General features: G+C 29.6%; 23 protein-coding genes and 1 pseudogene. 3 read left to right on the top strand and 21 right to left on the bottom strand.

Features of this window, described 5'->3' with window-relative positions; translation table 11 throughout:
- Positions 1–456, bottom strand: coding sequence for a LytTR family DNA-binding domain-containing protein (locus tag C1715_RS09825; protein ID WP_102400320.1), 456 nt, complete (start codon positions 454–456; stop codon positions 1–3).
- A gap of 344 nt (positions 457–800) precedes the next feature.
- Positions 801–2,051, bottom strand: coding sequence for a S41 family peptidase (locus C1715_RS09820; protein WP_102400319.1), 1,251 nt, complete (start codon positions 2,049–2,051; stop codon positions 801–803).
- Positions 2,052–2,745: 694 nt separating this feature from the next.
- On the opposite strand from C1715_RS09820, the gene C1715_RS09815 reads away from it, so the two are divergent.
- Entirely contained in the window at positions 2,746–5,718 is a 2,973-nt protein-coding gene (locus C1715_RS09815; RefSeq protein ID WP_102400318.1) for a DEAD/DEAH box helicase, read from the top strand.
- Positions 5,719–5,905: 187 nt separating this feature from the next.
- Here C1715_RS09815 and mutT read toward each other — a convergent pair whose 3' ends face one another.
- The 8 genes from mutT to C1715_RS09775 all read right to left on the bottom strand — a co-directional run bounded on the left by mutT (position 5,906) and on the right by C1715_RS09775 (position 11,646).
- On the bottom strand, positions 5,906–6,289 hold the full coding sequence (mutT, locus tag C1715_RS09810; protein WP_102400317.1) for an 8-oxo-dGTP diphosphatase MutT: 384 nt from the start codon (positions 6,287–6,289) through the stop codon (positions 5,906–5,908).
- A 246-nt stretch (positions 6,290–6,535) separates the two neighbouring features.
- Positions 6,536–7,390 carry an AAA family ATPase gene (locus tag C1715_RS09805; RefSeq protein ID WP_102400316.1) on the bottom strand — a complete coding sequence of 285 codons (855 nt, stop codon included), beginning with the start codon at positions 7,388–7,390 and terminating at the stop codon, positions 6,536–6,538.
- A gap of 238 nt (positions 7,391–7,628) precedes the next feature.
- The gene (locus C1715_RS09800) at positions 7,629–8,111 is read right to left on the bottom strand and encodes a DUF3201 domain-containing protein (RefSeq protein WP_102400315.1); all 483 of its coding nucleotides are present in this window, start codon (positions 8,109–8,111) and stop codon (positions 7,629–7,631) included.
- Positions 8,112–8,314: 203 nt separating this feature from the next.
- Positions 8,315–9,019, bottom strand: coding sequence for a phosphotransferase enzyme family protein (locus C1715_RS09795; protein ID WP_146005385.1), 705 nt, complete (start codon positions 9,017–9,019; stop codon positions 8,315–8,317).
- Positions 9,020–9,134: 115 nt separating this feature from the next.
- On the bottom strand, positions 9,135–9,470 hold the full coding sequence (locus C1715_RS09790; RefSeq protein ID WP_102400313.1) for a hypothetical protein: 336 nt from the start codon (positions 9,468–9,470) through the stop codon (positions 9,135–9,137).
- 168 nt (positions 9,471–9,638) lie between these two features.
- Positions 9,639–10,088 carry an NUDIX hydrolase gene (locus tag C1715_RS09785; protein ID WP_102400312.1) on the bottom strand — a complete coding sequence of 150 codons (450 nt, stop codon included), beginning with the start codon at positions 10,086–10,088 and terminating at the stop codon, positions 9,639–9,641.
- A gap of 41 nt (positions 10,089–10,129) precedes the next feature.
- On the bottom strand, positions 10,130–11,053 hold the full coding sequence (locus tag C1715_RS09780) for an exonuclease domain-containing protein (RefSeq protein ID WP_102400311.1): 924 nt from the start codon (positions 11,051–11,053) through the stop codon (positions 10,130–10,132).
- Between the two features lie 131 nt (positions 11,054–11,184).
- Entirely contained in the window at positions 11,185–11,646 is a 462-nt protein-coding gene (locus C1715_RS09775) for a low molecular weight protein-tyrosine-phosphatase (RefSeq protein ID WP_102400310.1), read from the bottom strand.
- A gap of 374 nt (positions 11,647–12,020) precedes the next feature.
- On the opposite strand from C1715_RS09775, the gene C1715_RS19400 reads away from it, so the two are divergent.
- Positions 12,021–12,173: a hypothetical protein gene (locus tag C1715_RS19400; RefSeq protein WP_180964046.1), complete on the top strand. Its 153-nt coding sequence runs from the start codon at positions 12,021–12,023 to the stop codon at positions 12,171–12,173.
- 379 nt (positions 12,174–12,552) lie between these two features.
- Here C1715_RS19400 and C1715_RS09770 read toward each other — a convergent pair whose 3' ends face one another.
- Positions 12,553–12,996, bottom strand: a complete 444-nt coding sequence (locus C1715_RS09770) for a GNAT family N-acetyltransferase (protein WP_180964045.1) — start codon at positions 12,994–12,996, stop codon at positions 12,553–12,555.
- A 22-nt stretch (positions 12,997–13,018) separates the two neighbouring features.
- Between C1715_RS09770 and C1715_RS09765 the strand changes: the two are divergent.
- Positions 13,019–13,576 (top strand): annotated as a pseudogene (locus tag C1715_RS09765) (transposase); the annotation flags it as partial.
- A 511-nt stretch (positions 13,577–14,087) separates the two neighbouring features.
- Here the strand turns inward: C1715_RS09765 and C1715_RS09760 are convergent.
- From C1715_RS09760 to C1715_RS09710, 10 genes are all read right to left on the bottom strand, one after another.
- Positions 14,088–14,663: a flavodoxin family protein gene (locus tag C1715_RS09760; RefSeq protein WP_242971938.1), complete on the bottom strand. Its 576-nt coding sequence runs from the start codon at positions 14,661–14,663 to the stop codon at positions 14,088–14,090.
- 98 nt (positions 14,664–14,761) lie between these two features.
- Positions 14,762–15,238, bottom strand: a complete 477-nt coding sequence (locus C1715_RS09755; protein ID WP_102400308.1) for a GNAT family N-acetyltransferase — start codon at positions 15,236–15,238, stop codon at positions 14,762–14,764.
- Positions 15,239–15,735: 497 nt separating this feature from the next.
- The gene (locus C1715_RS09750) at positions 15,736–16,707 is read right to left on the bottom strand and encodes a MerR family transcriptional regulator (protein WP_102400307.1); all 972 of its coding nucleotides are present in this window, start codon (positions 16,705–16,707) and stop codon (positions 15,736–15,738) included.
- A 126-nt stretch (positions 16,708–16,833) separates the two neighbouring features.
- Positions 16,834–17,121, bottom strand: a complete 288-nt coding sequence (locus C1715_RS09745; protein WP_102400306.1) for a hypothetical protein — start codon at positions 17,119–17,121, stop codon at positions 16,834–16,836.
- A gap of 471 nt (positions 17,122–17,592) precedes the next feature.
- On the bottom strand, positions 17,593–17,853 hold the full coding sequence (locus C1715_RS09735; protein WP_102400305.1) for a TfoX/Sxy family protein: 261 nt from the start codon (positions 17,851–17,853) through the stop codon (positions 17,593–17,595).
- Between the two features lie 358 nt (positions 17,854–18,211).
- Positions 18,212–18,664 (bottom strand): GNAT family N-acetyltransferase, encoded by a 453-nt coding sequence (locus tag C1715_RS09730; RefSeq protein WP_102400304.1) that lies wholly within the window; start codon positions 18,662–18,664, stop codon positions 18,212–18,214.
- A gap of 746 nt (positions 18,665–19,410) precedes the next feature.
- Positions 19,411–20,163, bottom strand: coding sequence for a methyltransferase domain-containing protein (locus C1715_RS09725; protein ID WP_102400303.1), 753 nt, complete (start codon positions 20,161–20,163; stop codon positions 19,411–19,413).
- A gap of 228 nt (positions 20,164–20,391) precedes the next feature.
- A complete protein-coding gene (locus C1715_RS09720; protein WP_102400302.1) occupies positions 20,392–20,892 on the bottom strand; it encodes an ATP-binding protein in 501 nt (166 codons plus the stop codon).
- Between the two features lie 12 nt (positions 20,893–20,904).
- Positions 20,905–21,579: a DUF5680 domain-containing protein gene (locus C1715_RS09715; RefSeq protein WP_102400301.1), complete on the bottom strand. Its 675-nt coding sequence runs from the start codon at positions 21,577–21,579 to the stop codon at positions 20,905–20,907.
- Positions 21,580–21,758: 179 nt separating this feature from the next.
- On the bottom strand, positions 21,759–21,950 hold the full coding sequence (locus C1715_RS09710; RefSeq protein WP_102400300.1) for a hypothetical protein: 192 nt from the start codon (positions 21,948–21,950) through the stop codon (positions 21,759–21,761).
- Between the last annotated feature and the right edge of the window lie 252 nt (positions 21,951–22,202).

The following is a 22,202-nucleotide window of genomic DNA, read 5'->3' as shown; positions in this document are numbered from 1 at the left end:
TCATTTCCCCTTTTCTAATAATTTAATTTTTAATGGTTTATAATAATATCTTGAAACATATACCTGTTTATGAGTATTTTGAAATTCAACCTTACTTGATGATGATATGCTGCGTGTTATGGAGTAAATATGATTTGTATTTAAAATTGTTGATTTTGAAACTCTCATAAAATATCCTGGTAAAAATTCTTCAAGTTCATAAAGCTTATATTTCACATTATATATATTGTCAATGGTATGTGCACAAATCCCATTTTTTTCAGTTTCAAAAAATAAAATTTTTTCTAAGGAAATATAATACTCAGTACCACCTCTGTAAAAAGTTATATGCTTCTTCTGTGACAACATATCATCAAGTATAATTTGAATATTTTTAACATCTTGACTTAGTTCACTACATCTAATAATAACTTCATCTTCTTTGATTTTGTTATCCACTTCAATTCGTATTTTCATATTTTCACTCCCCACATTTTTATTATATTACCTATTTTTTTCCTTGTAAATATAACAACAGTAAGTGGTTAGTTTTTACTTGTAACTGGTATGTTTTTTACGCATATTTATCTATAAGAAATTCTTTTGTAGGTAAAATCATATTTTTCTTTAAATATTTTAAAATCATACTCTGTATCCTCTATTTAATTTCAATAAGCTATATATAATGCTTACCTTACATTATATATATTAACAATATATAATTGTTTAATGATTAAGAAACATATCTATTTCTCCATTATGACATGATTCTGAGAACTGCTGAAAAAGGGATATTTTAGGATAGATAATTTTTATGGTTACTAATGTTTTGATTTTATGGTCTCAATTACAGGATCTATTCCTTTTAAATAGTCTTTTATACTAGGTTCTATAATAAAATCTGGTGTAAAAGTGTCAGCTTCATTGGTTGAAGTTTTTAAAAATTTTGTTGAGTAAGTTATATTTAATTTAGAGTTCGGTAAAGTCATATTTCTCATATCACCATAATGAATTGGTTTTCCTCCAGTTGGCTCACCAAAAAATTTAGCATTAGTTAACTTTTGGAATTCTAAAACATATAAAATTCCTGATGAAAAAGTTCTTCTGCCCACAATAACGTATAATTTGGTTGGTGATTTCTCATTTGTAATACTTGCTATTTTAGATACAAATTTATTCTTTCCTGTATAAACTCCACCACAATTATTTCGCATATCTACAATTAACTTTTCTACTTTTTTTTCTTTTACTGTAGTTATTATTGAGTTTATATCATTTTTGCTAGGTGTCCCAATTTTACAGGAATTAAACTGGCAATAAAGTATTTTTTCATTTTCTAGATATTTAGACCAAAATGCATCTTCCTTTTCACTATAAAAAGGTTTTATATTTACAGAATCACTTAAAGGCAAATACTTTATTTCATTTGTACGCTTAGGTATTACTTTCGTATTAAACGTTCCGCCATTTAAATCTTGAAGTGTAAAGTTCATTTCATTATTGCCTTTTGTAACTTTAAAATACTCCATAACTTTAGGATCTACCAGATATTCTGGTTCTTTTAACCTAAGCATGAATTTATTTTCATTAGGTATTAATGTATCTATATTCTTAACAATATTTTCAATAGGAACATTATTAATGCTTAATATTTTACAACCCAGTATTTCTTTATATTGGAAATCAGCTTCAATAACATAGAGACATTCCTTAAACCAATAAGTTTTTATAGGATATATGATATTAGATTGAAAATTACGTATAGTACTATGCGAATCTCCTACGCTGGATATAATTTCCATAATCCTTACTTGTATTTCAGAAGAATCTAGATTTTCCAAGTCATTTTCCAATTTTTCTATAGAATTATAAAACTTTTCTCTATCAATTTTAAAAAATAAATTAATATGTTTCTTAGGTAAATTCTTACTTATATACTCTATATCTTCCTTCCACTGTTCTTTTGTTATAAATTCATTTTTTATGCTTACTGTTATAAAATTCTTTATTATTAATAATAGTATTATGATTATAATTATTATAAATAATATTATCTTAAATCTCTTTTTCATAAACCCCTCCTTAACTGAATCATATCTTTCTGCCTCCCATACCTTTATGAAGCAAATCTCTTAGTTTCTTACTTAGCTAAGTTAGTAACTAAGACTTTTTCTAAATAGCATATGTCAATTTCATCCCAATTTGTTGTAGACATTTCATTGTCAATAAAATGTTGCAACTACATATATTCTTCACTAATAAATTTAATTACACCTTTTTCTTTAAACAATTCACTAGTTTTTACCATTTATTATTATATTATATCATATATTTCTAACACTGTTTTTTACCATTAAAGGATACTGTGTTGGAATTATAAAATTTTTCCTCAATGACTTGCATAAGAGCTCGAAACAATAAATTTAATTTAAGGAATTCTAATCTTTTAGCCATATAAAATTACCTAACGCTCGCATTCAGCGTCCTGCCTCAGGTACGCTAGCCTGGCGTCCTTGCCAGGCTTACGATAATTTTATCTATCTAAAAGAAGAATTTATAAAATTAAATTTAAATAATTCCTTGGCTTCTTATGCTACTCATTCCAGAGAAATTTCATAATTCAAGTAATTTAATACTTTTTGTGTCATAATTATCCTATAGTATATGTTATAATAACAGGTGAATTTTAATTTATATGGACATAGTTGGCAAGGTAATTATTGTTTAATTTTATTTTTGAAATCTATAGATCAAGGAAGTGTTACTATGAATAATTCAACTAAAATAGATCATAAAGAAATTATAGATTCTATTATAGATTTTAAATCAATTGATGTAAGCTATGATAATAATATTAAAATTGCCAAAGATATTTTAAAAGCAAATGAAACAGGATTAGTAAATAGCTTGGTAGATTCTAACTTAGCTTTAAGGCCCAAGCTTATTGTAAATGATTATAATAAAGGCAGCAAAGTTTTAAGCCATATTACTTCAGAATTGATGAAATGTAATGAATTTATGATATCTGTGGCATTTATTACAAGTAGTGGTGTAACTCCTCTTTTAGAAACACTAAAATACTTAGAGAGCAAAGGAGTTAAAGGTAAAATTTTAACCACAGATTATCTGAACTTTAGTGAACCAAAGGCATTAAAAAAACTTCTAGGATTTTCTAATCTTCATATTAAACTATACTTAAAAGACAGCTTTCATACTAAAGGATATATTTTTAAACATAGTGATCATTATAAACTTATTGTGGGTAGTTCTAATTTAACTCAAACTGCTCTAACTAAAAATAAAGAATGGAATATCAAAGTATCTTCTTTAGAGGAAGGCTCTTTGACAGAAGGAGTATTAAATGAATTTGAATCCATCGATGCTGATGATTTAACTTTAGATTGGATTGAAACCTATGAAAAAATATATCTAAAGCAAAGAGAATATTTTAGAAAAAGTAAAGTTCCAAGAGTTTCACAATATACACTAAAGCCAAATAAAATGCAGGTATCCGCAATTCAAGCTTTAGATAAGGTAAGAGAAAATGGCGCTAAAAGAGCTCTATTAATTTCAGCTACAGGAACAGGTAAGACTTATTTATCCGCCTTCGATGTTAGAAACTTTAATCCAAGAAGAGCATTATTTATTATACATAGGGAACAAATTGCAAAACAAGCCTTGGAAAGCTACAAAAATGTTTTTGGTGATACTAAAAACATGGGCATTCTTTCAGGTACTTCAAAAGACTCAAACAGTGAATTTATATTTTCAACAGTACAAACTCTATCAAAAGATGAAGTATTACTAAACTTTCCCCAAAATGAATTTGACTATATTATTATAGACGAGGTCCATAAAGCCGGTGCTGCGAGCTACCAAAAAATAGTGAATTACTTTGAGCCTAAATTTTTATTAGGTATGACAGCTACTCCAGAAAGAAATGATGAATTTAATATTTTTAAAATGTTTGATTATAATATTGCATACGAAATTCGTCTTCAACAGGCTTTAGAGGAAGATTTACTTTGCCCTTTTCACTATTTTGGAATCACAGATATATCTATAGATGGCAATGACTTAGATGATAATACAGATTTTAAATATTTAGTGGCTGACGAAAGGGTTAATCATATTATTGATAAAATTAATTTTTATGGATATTGTGGAGATAGAGTAAAAGGATTAATATTTTGTAGCGATAAAAAAGAAGCTAGGGAATTATCTTATAAGTTCAATGAACGAGGATTTAAAACATTGGCATTAACAGGAGAAAATTCGCAAAATGAACGTGAAAAGGCTATTGAACGCTTGGAACAAGATGAAACTATTAACTGTTTAGATTATATTTTCACAGTGGATATTTTCAATGAAGGTGTTGATATACCAGCAGTTAATCAAGTGGTCATGTTACGACCTACTAAATCAGCCATAATTTTTGTACAGCAATTAGGACGTGGCCTTAGGAAATATAATAGTAAAGAATATGTTGTTATTATAGACTTTGTTGGAAACTATAATAATAATTTTCTAATTCCAATAGCTCTTTCAGGGGATAGAACCTACAATAAAGATACTATTAGAAGATATGTTATGGAAGGAAATAGAGTCATTCCAGGCTGCTCTACTGTAAATTTTGATGAAATTTCTAAAAATCGTATTTTTGAATCTATTGATAAAGCTAACTTTAATGATATGAAACTTATTAAAGAGAGTTATAATAGTTTAAAACAAAAATTAGGTAGAATTCCTAAACTAAAGGACTTTGATTTATATGAATCTATTGATCCCTTAAGAATTTTTGACAATAAAAACTTAGGTTCTTATCATAAGTTTTTAAAAAAATATGAAAGTGAATACAATGCAGAGCTCAGTACTGTACAAGAATTATTCATAGAATTCATTTCAAAAAAACTTGCTTCTGGAAAGCGAATTCATGAGCTAGAGATGATTAAATGTGCATTGAATTATAATTTCAATTTAATGTGCAAATTAAGGCATATTCTAAAAAAAGAATATGATATAAGCTTTAAGGATACTACAGAAACCTCTATAGTCAATGTACTTACAAATCAGTTTGCCACCGGCTCTGGTAAGAAAACCTATAGAGAATGCATTTTTTTAGAAAAATTCGGTTTAGACTATCAAATCTCAAAAGTCTTTAAAGAAAATCTTAAAAATGAAGCATTTAAACAAATGGTTGTTGAATTAATAGACTTCGGAATAAATAGATATAAAAAATTTTATAGCAAGCGCTATATGAATACAAGTTTTCAGCTATATCAAAAATATACCTATGAAGATGTATGCAGATTATTAGAATGGGAAAAGGGTGAAGTACCTCTTAATATTGGAGGTTACAAATTTAATCAAAAAACAAAAACCTATCCCGTTTTTATAAATTACAAAAAATCTGAGGATGTTGTAGATTCCATAAATTACGAAGATAGATTTCAATCCTCTTCTCAATTAATTGCACTATCAAAATCAGGAAGAACCGAAAATTCCGATGATGTTGTACAAGCATATAATGCTGAAAAAGATGGAGTTGAAATGAGTTTATTTGTTAGAAAGAATAAAGATGATAAAATATCAAAAGAGTTTTATTATCTAGGAAAGATTAATGCTACAGGAAACCCCAAAACCATTATGATGAAAAATACTAATAAAACTGCTGTGGAAATTAAATATAAATTACACACTCCTGTAAGAGAAGATATTTATGAATATATTATTTCATGATTAAACCATAAAAAGGTACACTGTGGTGGAATTATGAAATTCCTCTTCCATGACTTGCATAAGAGCTCGGAACAATAAATTTAAACAGTTCCTTTGCTTTTTATGCAAGTCATTCCAAAGAAATTTCATAATTCAGGTAATGTAATGCTTTTTCTTTTAGATTTCCTTAGTTTCTTTTAAATTTATTTTATATTTCCTTAAGTTTTTCAATGACTAATAAATCCGCTGGTACCCAAGGAAGCTTGTCTATTTCCTCTAAGGTTATCCATTTAGCATCATTATGGGCGTTTAAATGCAATTCACCACCACATACATTGCATATAAAACAATGCATTGTAAGATGAAAACTTGAATAATCATAATCAACAGTAGTTAAATATTTATTTATACAGATATCTAACTCTAGTTCCTCTTTAATTTCACGCTGAAGAGCTTCTTCCTCCGTTTCTCCCGTTTCTATTTTTCCACCTGGAAACTCCCAAAGGTTCTCAAATTCACCATAACCACGACGGGTAACAAATATTTTATCATGATTTTTTATAATCGCTGCCACTACTTCTATCTTCTTCATATGTATCTCCCCCTAAATTTAAAATAATTAAATTTTTCCTGTGTATTAGGTACATGAAAATAAATAACAAGTCAAAGATGCTGGTATATTTTGTGTCAGACAAGGAAGCAAGTTCCGCTGCTAGTAGAACTATCGGTGGGTTCTGCTGACGCAGTATGACGCAAAATAGGCTAGCATACTGACTTGTTATTTATTTGAATGTGCCTTATAGCACTGTAAGTAATTTGGTACAAGTGCCGGACAACATCAAAACTCGCTTTCATATCTTTTGAAAAATTCATAATATGTACGCACATTTTCCAATTCTGTCCACTTTTTCACATCAACTGGATCTTCATCAAGATCATATATTTTTGCTCCGTGCATAGCAAGTAGAAATGGTGAATGCGTGGATATAATAAATTGACAGCCTAAAAATCGTGCAGAGTCATCAATAAATTTCATTAATTCCATCTGACGTTTTGGAGAAAGACTATTTTCAGGCTCATCCAGTATATATAATCCATTTTCATCAATTTTTTCAATAAAATATCGAAATGCACTTTCTCCATTTGAATATTCCCTCACATTATCCATCAATTCATTTCTCACAAACCGTGACTGTGTTTTACTTCTAGCTGTATTTACTTTTTTTAGTTGCTCGTAATCTGCTATAGACTTCATTTGGAAATGAGAATATTTCGCATCCAAATATTCTTCAAAAAGTTTTTCCCGTTTTTGGTCAATCCCTTCGTTGAGGTTACGTATATTCAACATATAATCAAATACATCATCACTTGTTATAATCCTACTATTTTTAGGAATATCCTCTTCAATCTCCATATCACACATATTGACATAGTCCTGATAGAAATTAGATTTATTATAGACAGCCTGTCTAGTGATTCCTATTTTTTCTGCTATCACATTTAATGCCGTTGATTTTCCTGAACCATTTCCACCATATAAAATGGTAACTGGCTCAAAATCAATTCTTTCAAAACCATGTTTTGATAATATCTTAAATGGATAAAACGAATCGTAGCACGTCCTTTTTTCCTCCATAAAAAAATCAAATTCCATATCATCGTTTGGAAATATAAAAACATTTAAATAAATCATTATCATCTTCCTTATCATAACATTATATAAACAATCTTCACATTATAATCTTTTTTCCCATACTTTTAAAGCACATGATACCATAACAAGTGCAAACTTCCCGTTCAACTAACTTACAAATACTAATTTAAAGGGGCTCGTGACAAGACCCTTTTGATTTAGATTAATATTATAGCTTAAGAAGGATACTCTATCCCTTAAGCTATAATTATGTTACTTCAACCCTACAAATTGAAATCTATATGTAGGTTTCAAGTTCTTTTAATTCATTAATAATTTGTATTATATCATTTATATAGCCTTTTTCTATTTCAAATTCTATTCCAATTTCTTTTTCTTCACTAATCTCAATTCTTTTTCTTATATCTTCAACCATTAAAGTAGCATTGTAAAAATCATTTAAATATTCATCAATGCCGTACACTTCAAATTTATACCTCAACAATCGACTAAAATCATATTCAATAGCTTTTTCCCTTTTCATTTTCGTTTCAATACATATAGATTCCATATCAATGCAAATATCACAGAGTTGTTCTACTGTTATTACAGGAATAGGGAAATACTCAGTAATCCAATTACCACTTTTATCTCTCACCGAATGATTATTATAAAAACCTTTTTTAGTTACATATCCATTATTTTTTAAATTATTTTGAATATATTCACACTGTTTACATATAGGTTCATATATGCTATTTAATACTTCCATATATTCCATAATGGCCCACTCACCTCTCATGCAGATTACTATTTATAATACTTAATTTTAAATTAGAATTTGTACTATTCTTAATTTTATAGTTTTTAACGAATTATTTTTTATAATAATATTTACCACTTGTTCAACATTAAACATCAGCTTCAGACCCTGCTACAATAATCTCAGTAAGATTCGTAAAATCCACGGTTTTTCCCCTAATCCTATTTTTCTTTTAATATTTTAAAATCCATTTCTATATAAGGAATTTCATTTTCTATATTATATTTCATTCTTTCAAGATACTCTTTTTGCCATGGCTCTATATTTTCTTGACTCCACATTTTTACGAAGAACATATATGAACATAGCCTTCTATATTCTAAAAATAAAGGAATTTTTTCAATCCAATAACTATCAATTACATTCTCTTTTGTATATCCTTGTAAAAATGCTCCTATAAAGCTCCATGCAAAATTAATCTGATTTTGCAATTCATTTGCCGGTACACAAGCTACTACATGATAAAATGCAATAGCTATATCATAGATAAACCAACTATATAAGCAATCATCAAAATCAAAAACTGTTAACTTATTGTCTTTATTAATAAAAAAATTATATTGATGAAAATCATTATGTATTAATCCATAAGAATCCTTATCTTTAGGTAAAGCTTTTAATTTACTTACAATTTTATTCCATACATCAAGGACTTTTTTATCTGCTATAGAAATGCTATATTCACCTGTGAAATAAATATCTTCATTCCACTGTTTTCTCTTGGTAAATTTATATTCTTTTGATAAAGCGTGAATCTGCCCCATAGTTTGACCCCAATTATGAAATAATGTGCTATTCCACTCTTCTCTTGAATTTATTAAGGGAGCATGCCCCTGAGCTTTTTCAAAAATTGAAATTAGGTACATGAAAATAAATAACAAGTCAAAGATGCTGGTATATTTTGTGTCATACAAGGAAGCAGGTTCCGCCGCTAGTAGAACTATCGGTGGGTTCTGATGACGCAGTATGACGCAAAATAGACTAGCATACTGACTTGTTATTTATTTGAATGTGCCTTATATAATGTGAATTGTTAAAGTTTATATTCTCAACTAATTTATTATTTATTGATGAAATAGCTTTTGATACCATAACTTTATTTTTAGATAGATAATCAATAAAATCTACTTCCTCTTCATAGCTTGATAAATATTCTATGGACTTTTTTGTAATTCTTAAAATAAAATATTCTCCTTTATATTGAAATTCATAAATAACATTGTTAGAATTGCCGATTTTATTGAAATTACCCATATCAATATCTAATTCATAGAGCTTAGATACCTCATATAAAATATTATTAATATTTTCACTCATTTAAAATTCCATCCTTAAAAAATATTCTTAATAGTTTAAATAATAACTAAATTTATATATATATGTTATTGTATCACATATTTTTACATTAATATTATCTTATTTTAAGTGTTATTATACTGTTTAATGCCTATCTAAATTCATAAAATTTTCATAAAATAAAAACTTTTATTTAAGATAATATTTATTTAGCATTATTCTGTGGCTATTCGGTATATTATCAGGTAATTCTTCATAACTAAAAAATTTTAATTCTTTAGTTTCTAAATCATCTATTTTCAATGTACCACTAAAATTTTTAGTAAAATATACTACAGTTAAAAAATATGCCTTGTCACCGTTAGGAAAATCTATATAACAATTTTCCCCTGAGGTAGTTCCAAGTAAATTTAAGTCCTTAATATCTAATCCGCTCTCTTCTTTTACCTCCCTAATAGCGGTATCTTCCAAAGCTTCTCCTAATTCTGTAATACCCCCGACCAGACCCCACTTGTATGGAAAGGTCCCTCTTCTTTGAAGTAAAACTTTGTTGTCTTTATTTATGATGAGTACATTTACTCCTGTTAGATTTATTGGATCATGTCCAACTCTATCCCGTATATATTTTACGTAATCCATTATCAAAATCCTTTCTAATTTTTAGCTAAATCATATTACTTCTACTTACCTCTACATTTTTTAAAAAATGCTTCTTCATTTAAAAACTTTATAACTTGTCCATTTTTCTTTAAATCTACTGCTCGCCTAAGCTTATTACTCATCTCTTCCCTATTTAAATTCTCTATGTCTTTTGTATTAGTAACTATACATGTTGTTTTCTTAGTTACAGAACTTCCAACATTACCGCTAAGCTTTCTAACTAATATCATTGCTTCATCTCTTGTTATGGAAGCTAATCTTCCTGTAAATACAACAATCTCATCTTTAAATGCAGTAAAATTAAAGCTTTCTATTATGTTTTTTCTTGAAGGTTGTTTATTAGATTTTCTAAAAATTCTTCCTTTAGTTGAAGATGATTTATATCCATTTTCATTTACATATCCTAAAGTAACTCCAAGTAATTTTGATATTTCATTGATATTCTTTGAATTTAATTCTTGTGATATATTAAGTAAGATATTACTGCAGGCCATTGCATCTGCTAAAGCATCATGATGCTTAAACTCATATCCTAAAAAATTATTTACTGTATTCAGTCTTGCATTATCAATGTTACTGTAAAAATTTTTAGAAAGTTTCATTGTACATATATACTTAAAGCTTGGCATTTTTATATCATAAAGTTCTAACGTATTTCTTAATACAGATATATCAAATGAAGCATTGTGAGCTATGACTAAATTATCATTAAAATAGTGTTTAATTTTTTCCCAAACTTTATCAAATTCTAATTGATCCTTAACCATATGAGGTCTTATTCCATGAATCCCAATATTTATTGGCATAAATCTCATTTCCTTAGGTTTTATTAAATGATATACTTTTTCTATAATCTCACCATTTTTAACAACTACCAAGCCAATAGAACATGGACTATTTCTTTTTTCATTAGCAGTTTCAAAATCTATAGCTACAAAATTCATTTATCTTCTTTCCCTTCCACTTATACTCTTGCTTACTAAATTATGCGGTAAATTTTTTAAATTTTATTTCAGCATTTTATCTTTTTTACAGTTTCAAAAGAAAATTATTACTATGAAAATGCTAAACTTTTTTAAAATTTTGTTTTCAAAATATGCTCCAGTAGTGCAGCACATCCCTCTTTAATATCCTTATAGGTTTCATCAAAATTACCTGTATACCAAGGGTCAGCAATATCTCGAGGACAAATAGAAAAATCAAGTAATCTATAAATCTTTCCGTATTTGTCATCTCCAACGATGCGTAAAGCATTTTTAATGTTATACCTTTCCATGCAAAGAATATAATCATACATTTCGTAATCTTTTTTAGTAAGTTGAACTGCAGTCTTTCCCTCACAAGAAATTCCCACTTCGCATAACTTATTTTTTGTACCCCAATGCACAGAATTTCCTATTTCTTCTCTACTGGTAGCAGATGACGCTATATAAAACTTGTCCAAAAGACATTTTTCTTCCACCATATGACGAAATACAAATTCAGCCATAGGACTGCGACAAATATTACCATGACATATAAACATTATCTTTACCATATTTTTTTAACTCCTTATTCTAAAATAATTCAAAATATAAAACTGTTATTAATACTCATTTACTCTACTTGTTACCCAAATTATTCATATTACAATTCTTAATTTCTTACAGTTGTACTAGCCATATACTTTATTATACCAAACATTTATTTGCATTTAAATTATTAAGTTCAGTTAATGGTAAAAGAATATATTGTGGGGAATTTCCTATTAGGTACATGAAAATAAATAACAAGTCAAAGATGCTGGTATATTTTGTGTCAGACAAGGAAGCAGGTTCCGCCCCTAGTATGACTATCGTCGAGTTCTGTTGACGCAGTATCACGCAAAATAGACTAGCATACTGACTTGTTATTTAAATGTGCCTTAGTCCAATGAAATCATGCTTTCCACATGAATATATGATTAAGGATGTGTCTAAAGATACTATTGCTATTGTTAAAAATAGTAATAAAATTCAAGAAGACTTAAGAAAAAACAAAGAAATTTATGTTGCATTCAAAAAAATGAACATTTTTGTAGAATAATTATTTTTTGATACATATAACATGTTAGCAATCCTAAACTTCCAGTCTGTGTCACGGCCGTGTGACGACCCCTGGCAGGTTGTGCGAAAATCCATGATTTATGGTATAATTTAATATATAAGTATTAAATTTCTATTAAGTTAGCGTAAAGTTATTGTAGGGATTTAGCAAACATAAACTTCCAGTTTATGTCACGACCCCTGGTGTACCCCCAGAAAAAGGTTGTAGTGGTGCGAAAAACTTTTTCTGGTTGCTAAGCTTCTTGAGATGATTTTTTATTTATATAAAATAATGCTCTTGCGATAAGACCATTTTGCTTTATATTAGTGTTATGTAATAACTTAAGAACATTGCGTAACAAGATATTTGACAAATTTACTCAATATCTATAATTATAGATAATTTCATCTTTTATTTCTGGTTCCTCTGCTCCAATACTTCTATATAATGCACATGCTGCTTCATTACTCATATTTGTTGGTATCCATATTTTCATTACATCATTTAATTTTCCATCCTCTATAATTTTATTAATTATTCTTTTAGCAAGTCCCATTTTTCTATAACATTTTAATGTACCTATTTCATATAAGCAAATCATATTTTTCATGGTATCAAGTCGCCTTTGGACATAAGCAATTGCATAAGCAACCACTTTCTCATCAATTGTTGCAACATAGAACCAATTATCATCATTTAATAAAAACTTTTTTATTGCTCTTTTGTTAAAAAAACATGAATCTTCTTCATCTTTAACACTACCAATTGCATCATTAATATATTTTATTTCATCTATCCCACATCTAAAAGTATTTATAGCCATAACTATACCTCCAAGTGATANAAAAGGCATAAAGCATTATGTTTGGATTATCATGGATGCTTGTAAAAAGTCTATTCTTGGCTACCAAGTATCCGATACTCGTGCTGTAGGTCCATGTATCCTCGCTATGCGTATGGCTTTTGAGAAGTTTAAAAACTTCCCTAATAAAGCCTTAAAATTCATTGCAGATGGCTATAGTGCCTACCCTCTTGCAAGTCAGCAGTGTAAACTCGTTAATGGCTGGGACTTTGATGTTACTCAAGTTATCGGACTCACCAATAATGATGCTGTATCCACCGAATTTCGTTGGGTAAAGCAAGTAGTAGAACGGCTTAACCGCACCTTCAAGTCTTCTTATCGCGTTACCTGCGGTTATGGAAGCGAGAATGGTGCACTTTATGGCGTTTCCCTTTGGGTTGCCTATTATAACTTTCTACGTCCTCATCCTTATAACTACTGGAAGCCACTAAATGAGATAGATATTTTAACTAATGCGGGCAATATGCCTGCTAAGTGGCAATTACTTATTTACCTTGGTCAACAAACAATATTAAAGATGCAAACTGAAAATTCTGCTTAATTTAGTTGTAAAGTAAATATGGGATATTTATTAACCACTACGTGAATAACTCAATGTAGAGATTACTAATATCAAAAATTTTCCTTCACTCAAAAGGATTTTTTGTCATGCCTAAAATTCGTTATTTCATCTTCAAATCACAAAGTATTTTATTATTCTGCGTCCTTCGGGCAAAACATTTTTAAACTTAGCTTTTTCATATTTCACTTTACACTATCTGATAAATACTAACTTTTTCTTCGCAATGACTTACTGTTATGTAGCACTCTTCATAAACGCAATACCATTTTTTCCTATAACTGTACATATTTTAAGCATTACTAACACAACTTAATACATAAAACTCCTATATAAACTAACTGAAATATTGGAGAGGAATCCTTTGCTTTAGATTAATATTATAGCTTAAGAAGGATACACTATCCCTTAAGTTATAATTATGTTAATTTAACTCTACAAATTGGAATTTTACGATCACAGATTTACTCACAAGCAATCTAAAAATAATCGTTTATATCTTTATCCATCCTTTATCCACCCAATGCTTATTATCAACCGATAATATTCTTTCTTTTTTGGCAATAGCCTGATGCATCATTTTAGTGATGGCAAATTTAATCCTTACTTTTATTCCCTTATGTGCTGTATGGGTTTTTTTATATTTTTCAGCAACCTTTTTCGTTTTTCTTATAATAATATTTTTACGCTTATTGGATAGTTCATTCCAAATAACACCCTCAAGTAATCCTATGCCCAACTTTTTAATATCCGAGACGCCAAGCCAAGATAGACTTGTTGCAATGTCATTTTGTGCTCCACCATTAAATATCCCTATAGCATTTGTCAAAATCACAGCTCTTTTGTTAAACATTCTTTCATCAGGTCTATGTACCATCCAATGCACGCACAAATGATCAAGTAAAGTTTTCATCTGCGAAGTAGTTCTTAGTGCATAAACCGGAGACGCAAATATAAGCAAATCAGCATTCAAAATAGCGTTCCAGATAGGCATAACATACTCTGCGTGAGGACAGAACTGCTCACCTTTAAAAAAACAATTTTTACATCCACAGCAAAAATGAGGCAAATCCTTTGGTAAATAAAATTCCCATTTATAATAATCAACCTTAAATTTGAATTTGTCTGGAGATTATGCTCATAATCCAATGCAAATATATACTAATTTTAAAGCTTCAAAACAGCCACCATTTCTTCCCCGTCCATTTCGCCGTTTTCGACAAAACCAAAGGAATGATAAAGTGCCTTCGCTCCTACATTATCAGTTTCGTAAGAAAGCCAGCAATATTCTGCTTTTCCGCATGGCCAACTTCGCAAATAATCAATTGCTGCCTGCATCGCTTTTTTCCCAAAGCCTTGTTTCTGATATGCCTTATCAATCATAAAGCGCCAAATACAATAATTTTCTGCAGCAATGTTAGGTTCATCTTCGTCGCCTATGGTATCATACCCAAACATAATAAAACCAACCAAGGTGTTCTCGTGGTAGATTCCAAACGGTAGCGCAACAATGCCCGAAGTAATGGCGGTATACGCTTCCAGTATGCTTTCCGTATTCGTAGCTACAAAATCTGATTGTTCGTCCTTTACGGATAATTGGATTATTTTCCAGATATTTTTCGAATCTACTTTCCTTAATTCCATATAGATCCCCTCCCCTGCTCTATGTAAAGTTATATAAATAATCTTTACTTCAAATTACTAATTGCCTGTGGATTATATAAGTAATCTATATTTAACAGCTTTATACTATTCCGTGGTGCTCTTCATAAATATAATACCATCCTTTCCTTTAATTGTACATATTTTGAGCGTTACTACATAACCTAACCCAACTGAAATATTGAAAAGGAGCCCTTTAGGAATTAGGACACGATTAGATGCTACTAATCATTCAATAAAACTATTAGAAAATATGGTCAATGATATATAATTTTATACACTCTTCCAATGATTTATCTTAGATGTTTTTTTACTTATATAAATTTAAAGGGTCTCGTTATGAGACCCCCTTCGCTTTAGATTAATATTATAGATTAAGAAGGATACTCTATACCTTAAGCTATAATTATATTAATTTAATTCTGCAAATTAGAATTTGTCAGCTTTGCGTTATGCTCAAAATGTGAGAACATAGATATTTATTTTGCCTTTATAGGTGTAAGCAAATCAAGCTGAATAAACCTCTCCGCTTTTTCATTATCCGCAAAGTATGAATATGCATTGAGGTGTTCTTCCAAGCAACCGCCCATTCCAAACGGCTCGCGCGCGTCATATTCATATTCGGTGCTATTTTCAACCCATTTGCCAAGAAGCTGCCATTCATGAAAATTGCCCATTTTGATACAATGCGCTGCATACAGTCCACCAACAAAATTCTTCTTTTGAAGCGGTGCTGGCACATCTAACTCTTCGGGTATGGTCACCCAAAATTCATATCCATATGTTTCGTTACCCTTTGGACATGGATTGTTAAATCCAAACATTCTCAAATCGGGTTTCATTTTTTGAAGTTCAATTCTTCTGATAAACTCATCCAAAGATTTACAGGCATTATCTTCTGGGTTTTCACCAAAATAGTGACTTGCTGCAACAGTGCATGGAGGCAAATAAATAATACGCACATTCTTTAAGGTTGATAAAGTTTCATTTGCTTTATTAAGGTCGTCCATTGAACGTTCCTCCTTAAAATTGATTTTAGAAAGGCTGAGAGTTTGAATGACACTCATAATTTCAGCATCATTGAACATGTCGAGCTTGACATTGGTATGTGCCGATGTGTTTAATCGTGTGATGAACATACATAAAATATCTCGTATCGTTTGAAGCGCCGATATCTCATCATCAAGTTCATTCATGCTTTCATGAAATACTTCGACAATTTTCATTTGCTCAGGGCACTCTAAAATCAAAGCAATCTTTTTTAGCGGGATACGCAGTTTTCGCAATGTAAGTATCTGTTGCAGACGTCTTACAGCAGACTCGTCATAAACTCGATAAGCGTAACCTTCCATGCGATTGCTGGGCAAAAGCCCAATTTCATCATAATACCGGAGCATTCTTGTCGAAACATTAAAGGTATTAGTTACCTCACTGATTTTCATCAATTTCATTCTCGCCCCTCCTCTCTAAAATCATTGTAATGGACGACACGACGTCAAAGTCAATGGTTTTTTAAAAAATTATATAAATAATCTGCACTTGAAATTACTATTTGATTTTAATAAATTATAATATATTTATCGCTTAAACTTTTCAATAAGTGATACCAAATATTCTGCTATCACTTTTCTATCATTTCTTTTTTCAGTAAAAAAAGAAATACTACCATAACCCTCATCCAATACCATTGCAAATTTCTTGCCCTCATACTCATAATCAAAATGTATCGTCCATATGTTATGTTGTTTTTCTAAAAATTTAATCTTTAGATCTTGAGTAAATAAATCTTCAAGAAAATGTATCTCAATATATTGTTCATATTTATCAAAATATTTCTGTGGTATATATTCTTTCAGATAATACACGATTTCAAAAACATGCCTATTTTTTCATCTAGTTTAATTTTTATCATTTAGAACTCACCTACAAATTACTATTTATAGAATCCCAAATTTAATGAAAGATATTAGTTCTTCAACATTATCAAAATCATCATAATCTCCATTTATTCCTTCTCTATGATATACTACTCCCTTTTTTTCATTTCTCTCTAAACAATCAAGAAGCTCTTCAATTCCATATCTCTTAATAAATAAAGTAAATCCATAAGGCTTTATTTTGTTTAATAACCCCTTATGACATTCTTCCTTGCATAAATAACAAGCAGTTATATCTTTTTTAATAGAACATTTACGATTTTCACACCATTCTTTATCTGGACATTCACCTGAATTACAACCAGAACATTTTATATTCTCTGAGCACAGACAACAAGCAAGTCCACAACGCGCAATTCCTAATTCTCTTCTGATTTTAACACCCCACTTTCAAATTTACTATTTACATTTTTTCCAATTATAAAAATCTTTTAGGTCTGCTTTTCGTTCCTGTGGTAAGGCTGTTTTCTTAACACCTTGAATTGCACCTTCCAGTGCTAATAGTCTATGAATACATGCAGAAGCATCAATCTCTTGTATTTTCAGCCAAGCCTGTTCTGCGCCAATATCTTTTAATTCATCATAAGTAAATATGCCTACTTTATTCAACTGCCTTTCAACTTCTTTTCCAATATTAGGTAGTTTTGATAATTCTCCCATAGTAAACCTTCCCTTCAAATTACTATTTACTGAATTGTTTTACGCCTCTTTTTATACTGTTATGTATCACTCTTCATAAACATAGTACCATTATTTCCTACAACCGTACATATTTTAATCACTATTAATACAACTTAATTCATAAAACCCCTATATAAACCAACTGTAATATTAGAGAAAGACCCTTTGGAAAAGGCTCCAATATGAAAGGCGGTAGATAAAAATTTAAATGGCCTCATGATGAGAGACCATTTACTTTAAATTAATATTATAGCTTAAGAAGAATATGCTATCCCTTAATATATAATTATGTTACTTCAACTCTGTAAATTGGAATTTATTAATGTTCTTAGTATGATCATTTTGCATATAAAATAAATTTTTGATTTGGATAGCCAAATTCTTCAATAAGTTCATCTTCAACGAATCCTAATTTTTTATATAACGCTCTAGGAGCAATTCCTTTTTCATCATTTTCTCTAAAAGTAGATACTGTTATATCTTTCGTAATATCAAGCTTGGTAAACATTAAAGATATCATTTGGCAAGCAATACCTCTTCGTCTATACTCTGGATGAACAGCCATACAAGAAAGCATATTATGTTTTACAGAAAAAATTAGTATTCCAATGACCTTACTATTTTCTTTTGCACAAATAGCACTTTGTCTATTTATATTTTTAAACAATGTTTTTTCATATTCTAACATATTTTCTTTTGTTTCAAGTCCGGGGAAATTCCAACTTACAAGCCGCACTAATTCCATCCAAGATAAAAAATCTGAAACTGTAGCAAATCCAACCTCAATCATTTCTATACCTCCAAAGTTAACTTCAACAAATTACTATTTATTGAACCATTGGTAATATTTATATTTCAATATAAGAATGTTACGTATTACTTCGACTATTGATTATTTTCAAATTCCACATTATTGGAAGAATTTTTCCGCACATTTCCAAATGTTTCAAATTGATTAGTTTTTCTCTCAATCAAGATAGCCCCATCATCACTTATAGCATAAGGTACATGAAAATAAATAACAAGTGAAAGATGCTGGTATATTTTGTGTCAGACAAGGAAGCAGGTTCCGCCGCTAGTAGAACTATCGGTGGGTTCTGCTGACGCAGTATGACGCAAAATAGACTAGCATACTGACTTGGTATTTATTTGAATGTGCCCTAATATCTTTGTGATAATAGTTTGTAAGCCCTTTCAGCTTATTAATATATGACTTTCGATTTGTTTCATTTTCACCTGTGGTATGTATGCAACTCTTGATGACATCTGATCTTCTATGATTGTATATATTTAAAACTTTACAGCACAGCCTAACACATAAAATATTTATATAAACCAACAGAAATATTGGAGAGGGATTGTTGAAAAAAGGTTCCAATATTCATAGGAATTATGAATTTGAAACTATTAAAATATAGATAATTTTCTATTTATAAAAATTTAAAGAATTTCATGATGAAACCCTTTTACTTTATATTAGTGTTATGTCATAACTTAAGAAGATAGTGAACTTCAAATTATGCTTATACTACGAGGTTATGGCTTTCTTGCCAAATACAAAACTATTGTATCGTAAAGCTTTATATTATTACCAAAACTTAAAATAGCGTCCTTGATGCCTGCGTAAAATTTTGATTTATACGGTTCCTGCAGAGTTATATGACAAGCATGTGTACTTATCCATGAAACATACTCATCAGCGTTAAGTTCTCTTGTTTTATGATAATGACGGCATTCAATATCAGTAAAGCCATATTTTTCAGTATTGTTGTAATTTAAATTGCATGTATATTCTGCTTTTGGATGAAAATATTCAGAGTATATTTCCTGTATCTTCGAATATAATGGCTCATTAGCACTTTTTTCATCTGTTCTAGTTAACATCATCGCAAATGTTCCATTGCTTTTTAATATATCATAAACTTTTGGAAAGCCGATTTCCTCCGGTATCCACTGGATTGTTGCCGCTGAATAAACCAAATCAAATTGATGATACCCAAAATCATATGTTTCAAAATCAGCATTTACAATTTTAAAATTATCATATGAACTAAATTTATTTTTTGTATACTTTGCAAGATTTTGGCCAAGTTCAATAGCCAAATACGAACAATCTGTTTTCAATATCGATTCAGTAGCCTGGCCTGTTCCGGGACCAATTTCAAGAGCTGTTTTGCCAGAATCCAGCTTTGAGTATTCTATAACATCGGCGAAAAGTTCATCACAATAACGGGTTCTCCATTTATCAAATTTTTCAGGAATGCTGTCAAAAACCTTCCTAAAATCCATAATAATACCTCCCCCTAATATAAATAATGGTAATTCACACTTTTTTACTATTATGTAACACTCTTTATGAATATAATACCATTATTTCCTACAACTGTACATATTTAAGCACTACTAACACAATCTAATTCATAAAACACTATATAAATCAACTGTAATATTGAAAATGGAGCCTTTGGATATATTTATATATTAATCTAACTCTACAAATTTGTCATTCGAAGCTACTTATAATTTTGCTTTAGTAATTATAGTTTTTGCAGCTTCAGAAACAGACAAATTAGTTATATCTAATTTAGGATAAGTTACACTGTCAAAAGCTTTTCGAGATTCATTCAAAGTTCTTTTAATACGATTAGTACTCCTGTTATCAGCATTCATTCTATTGATATTTTCCTCTTCACTACACCAAAGTAAAAAAGGAATAAAGTCATGTTCGTTTTTGGAAATTTCTAACAGGACCCTTTGAAACACTTCTCTTCTTCGTCCATGAAAACCATATGAAAAAACAACAGTATTAACAATAGGACATTGTAAATAATTGATAAGTAAATCGCTAATATTCTTTGCGATTGTAGGTATGGTGTCATCATTTAAAACAAACGGATTCATCACCCTACATGGATCAGAATCAACATAAGCTGAATTTGGCAATTGTTTAATAATTTCTTTGCAAATAGTAGTTTTTCCTATTCCATTTGGACCACATAAAAACAAAATGTTTTTCATTATAACACCTTCTTAAATTACTATTCCGCCATTAAAAATACACTCATATATCTTTTTCCCATCATAAAGAATTTCCTCATATCCCTGATAGAATTCGAAACTTCCTTCTGTTTTACAGTGATATGTATACCCTCCATTTTGATATAATGCTGGTCCTCTATATGGTGAATCATATGGTGCATTTGACAGAGCATCTCTTAAAAAGTCTCCATTGAAATGCTCTCCTATAACTCTTCCATAGTAATTCATACACCAATATGGTTCATTCTTTATCCATACTGCCTCTTCACCACCAAAACATTCTCCACCAATATAAGTATCGTAATAATAGAATTCCCCCTCTTTATACTCCAAATCATGTGAAGCAATCCTACTTGCTTTTGTTTCTTTTCCATGACCTGCATATGTTCCTTTCTTAGCCCTGAGAAGAAACTGAATCAATTGGCTTTTGTCTGGATTTTCTTTATTCTTTACATGTAAATCACAATTTTCAGCTTCCTTAACTAAACGATCTAATGAAATTTTAAAATAGTCGCTTAGCTGAATCAATCTTTCTAAATCAGGATAAGCTATTCCATTTTCCCATTTTCCTACTGCCTGCCTAGAAACGTTTAATATTACCGCCAGTTCCTCTTGTGAAAGACTATTTTTTTTTCGTAACATCTGTATATTTTCTGCAACACTCATCGCCAACACCTCCTAGAATAATGATATATATAAATGATGTATATTACTACCAACTTACAATATGCAATTATGCTACCAGTGGTTGCATACATTCTACAAATTCCTATTTACTGAATTATTTTACGACTCTCATATATAACAATCTATAGCTTATAATCAATTCAACATACCTATATAATTTAAGCTTGTACACTGTTGGATTTTCTCTTCATTGAAAACAATGTGAAAACTATAACCATAATATATCCTAATACTGCAACTATTGATGACTCTACTCCAAATTTTCCTCCCGTTAAAATAAATGATTTTGATAATAATTTATATGAGAAAATAGCACCTACCACTATATTTACTATATGTGTAGCATCCATACTATTTTTTACCAATTCACCTGAAGTACACAATAATACTGTTGAAACTACAACAGGTAATAGAATTGCACATATAATCCAACGAATTTGAATTTGAGATTATAAAATATAGATAATTTGTTATTTATAAAAATCAAAAGGATCAAGTGATAAGCCCCTTTGATTTAGATTAATATTATGCTATAGTTTAATAGAAATACGCTACCCCTTAAGTTAAAATTATGTTACTCTAACTCTACAAATTTCGAATTT

This window comes from Haloimpatiens massiliensis (assembly GCF_900184255.1).
Classification (GTDB): domain Bacteria; phylum Bacillota; class Clostridia; order Clostridiales; family Clostridiaceae; genus Haloimpatiens; species Haloimpatiens massiliensis.
The sequence above is the reverse complement of the archived record's forward strand: the minus strand, read 5'-3'. Positions and strand labels throughout refer to the sequence as shown.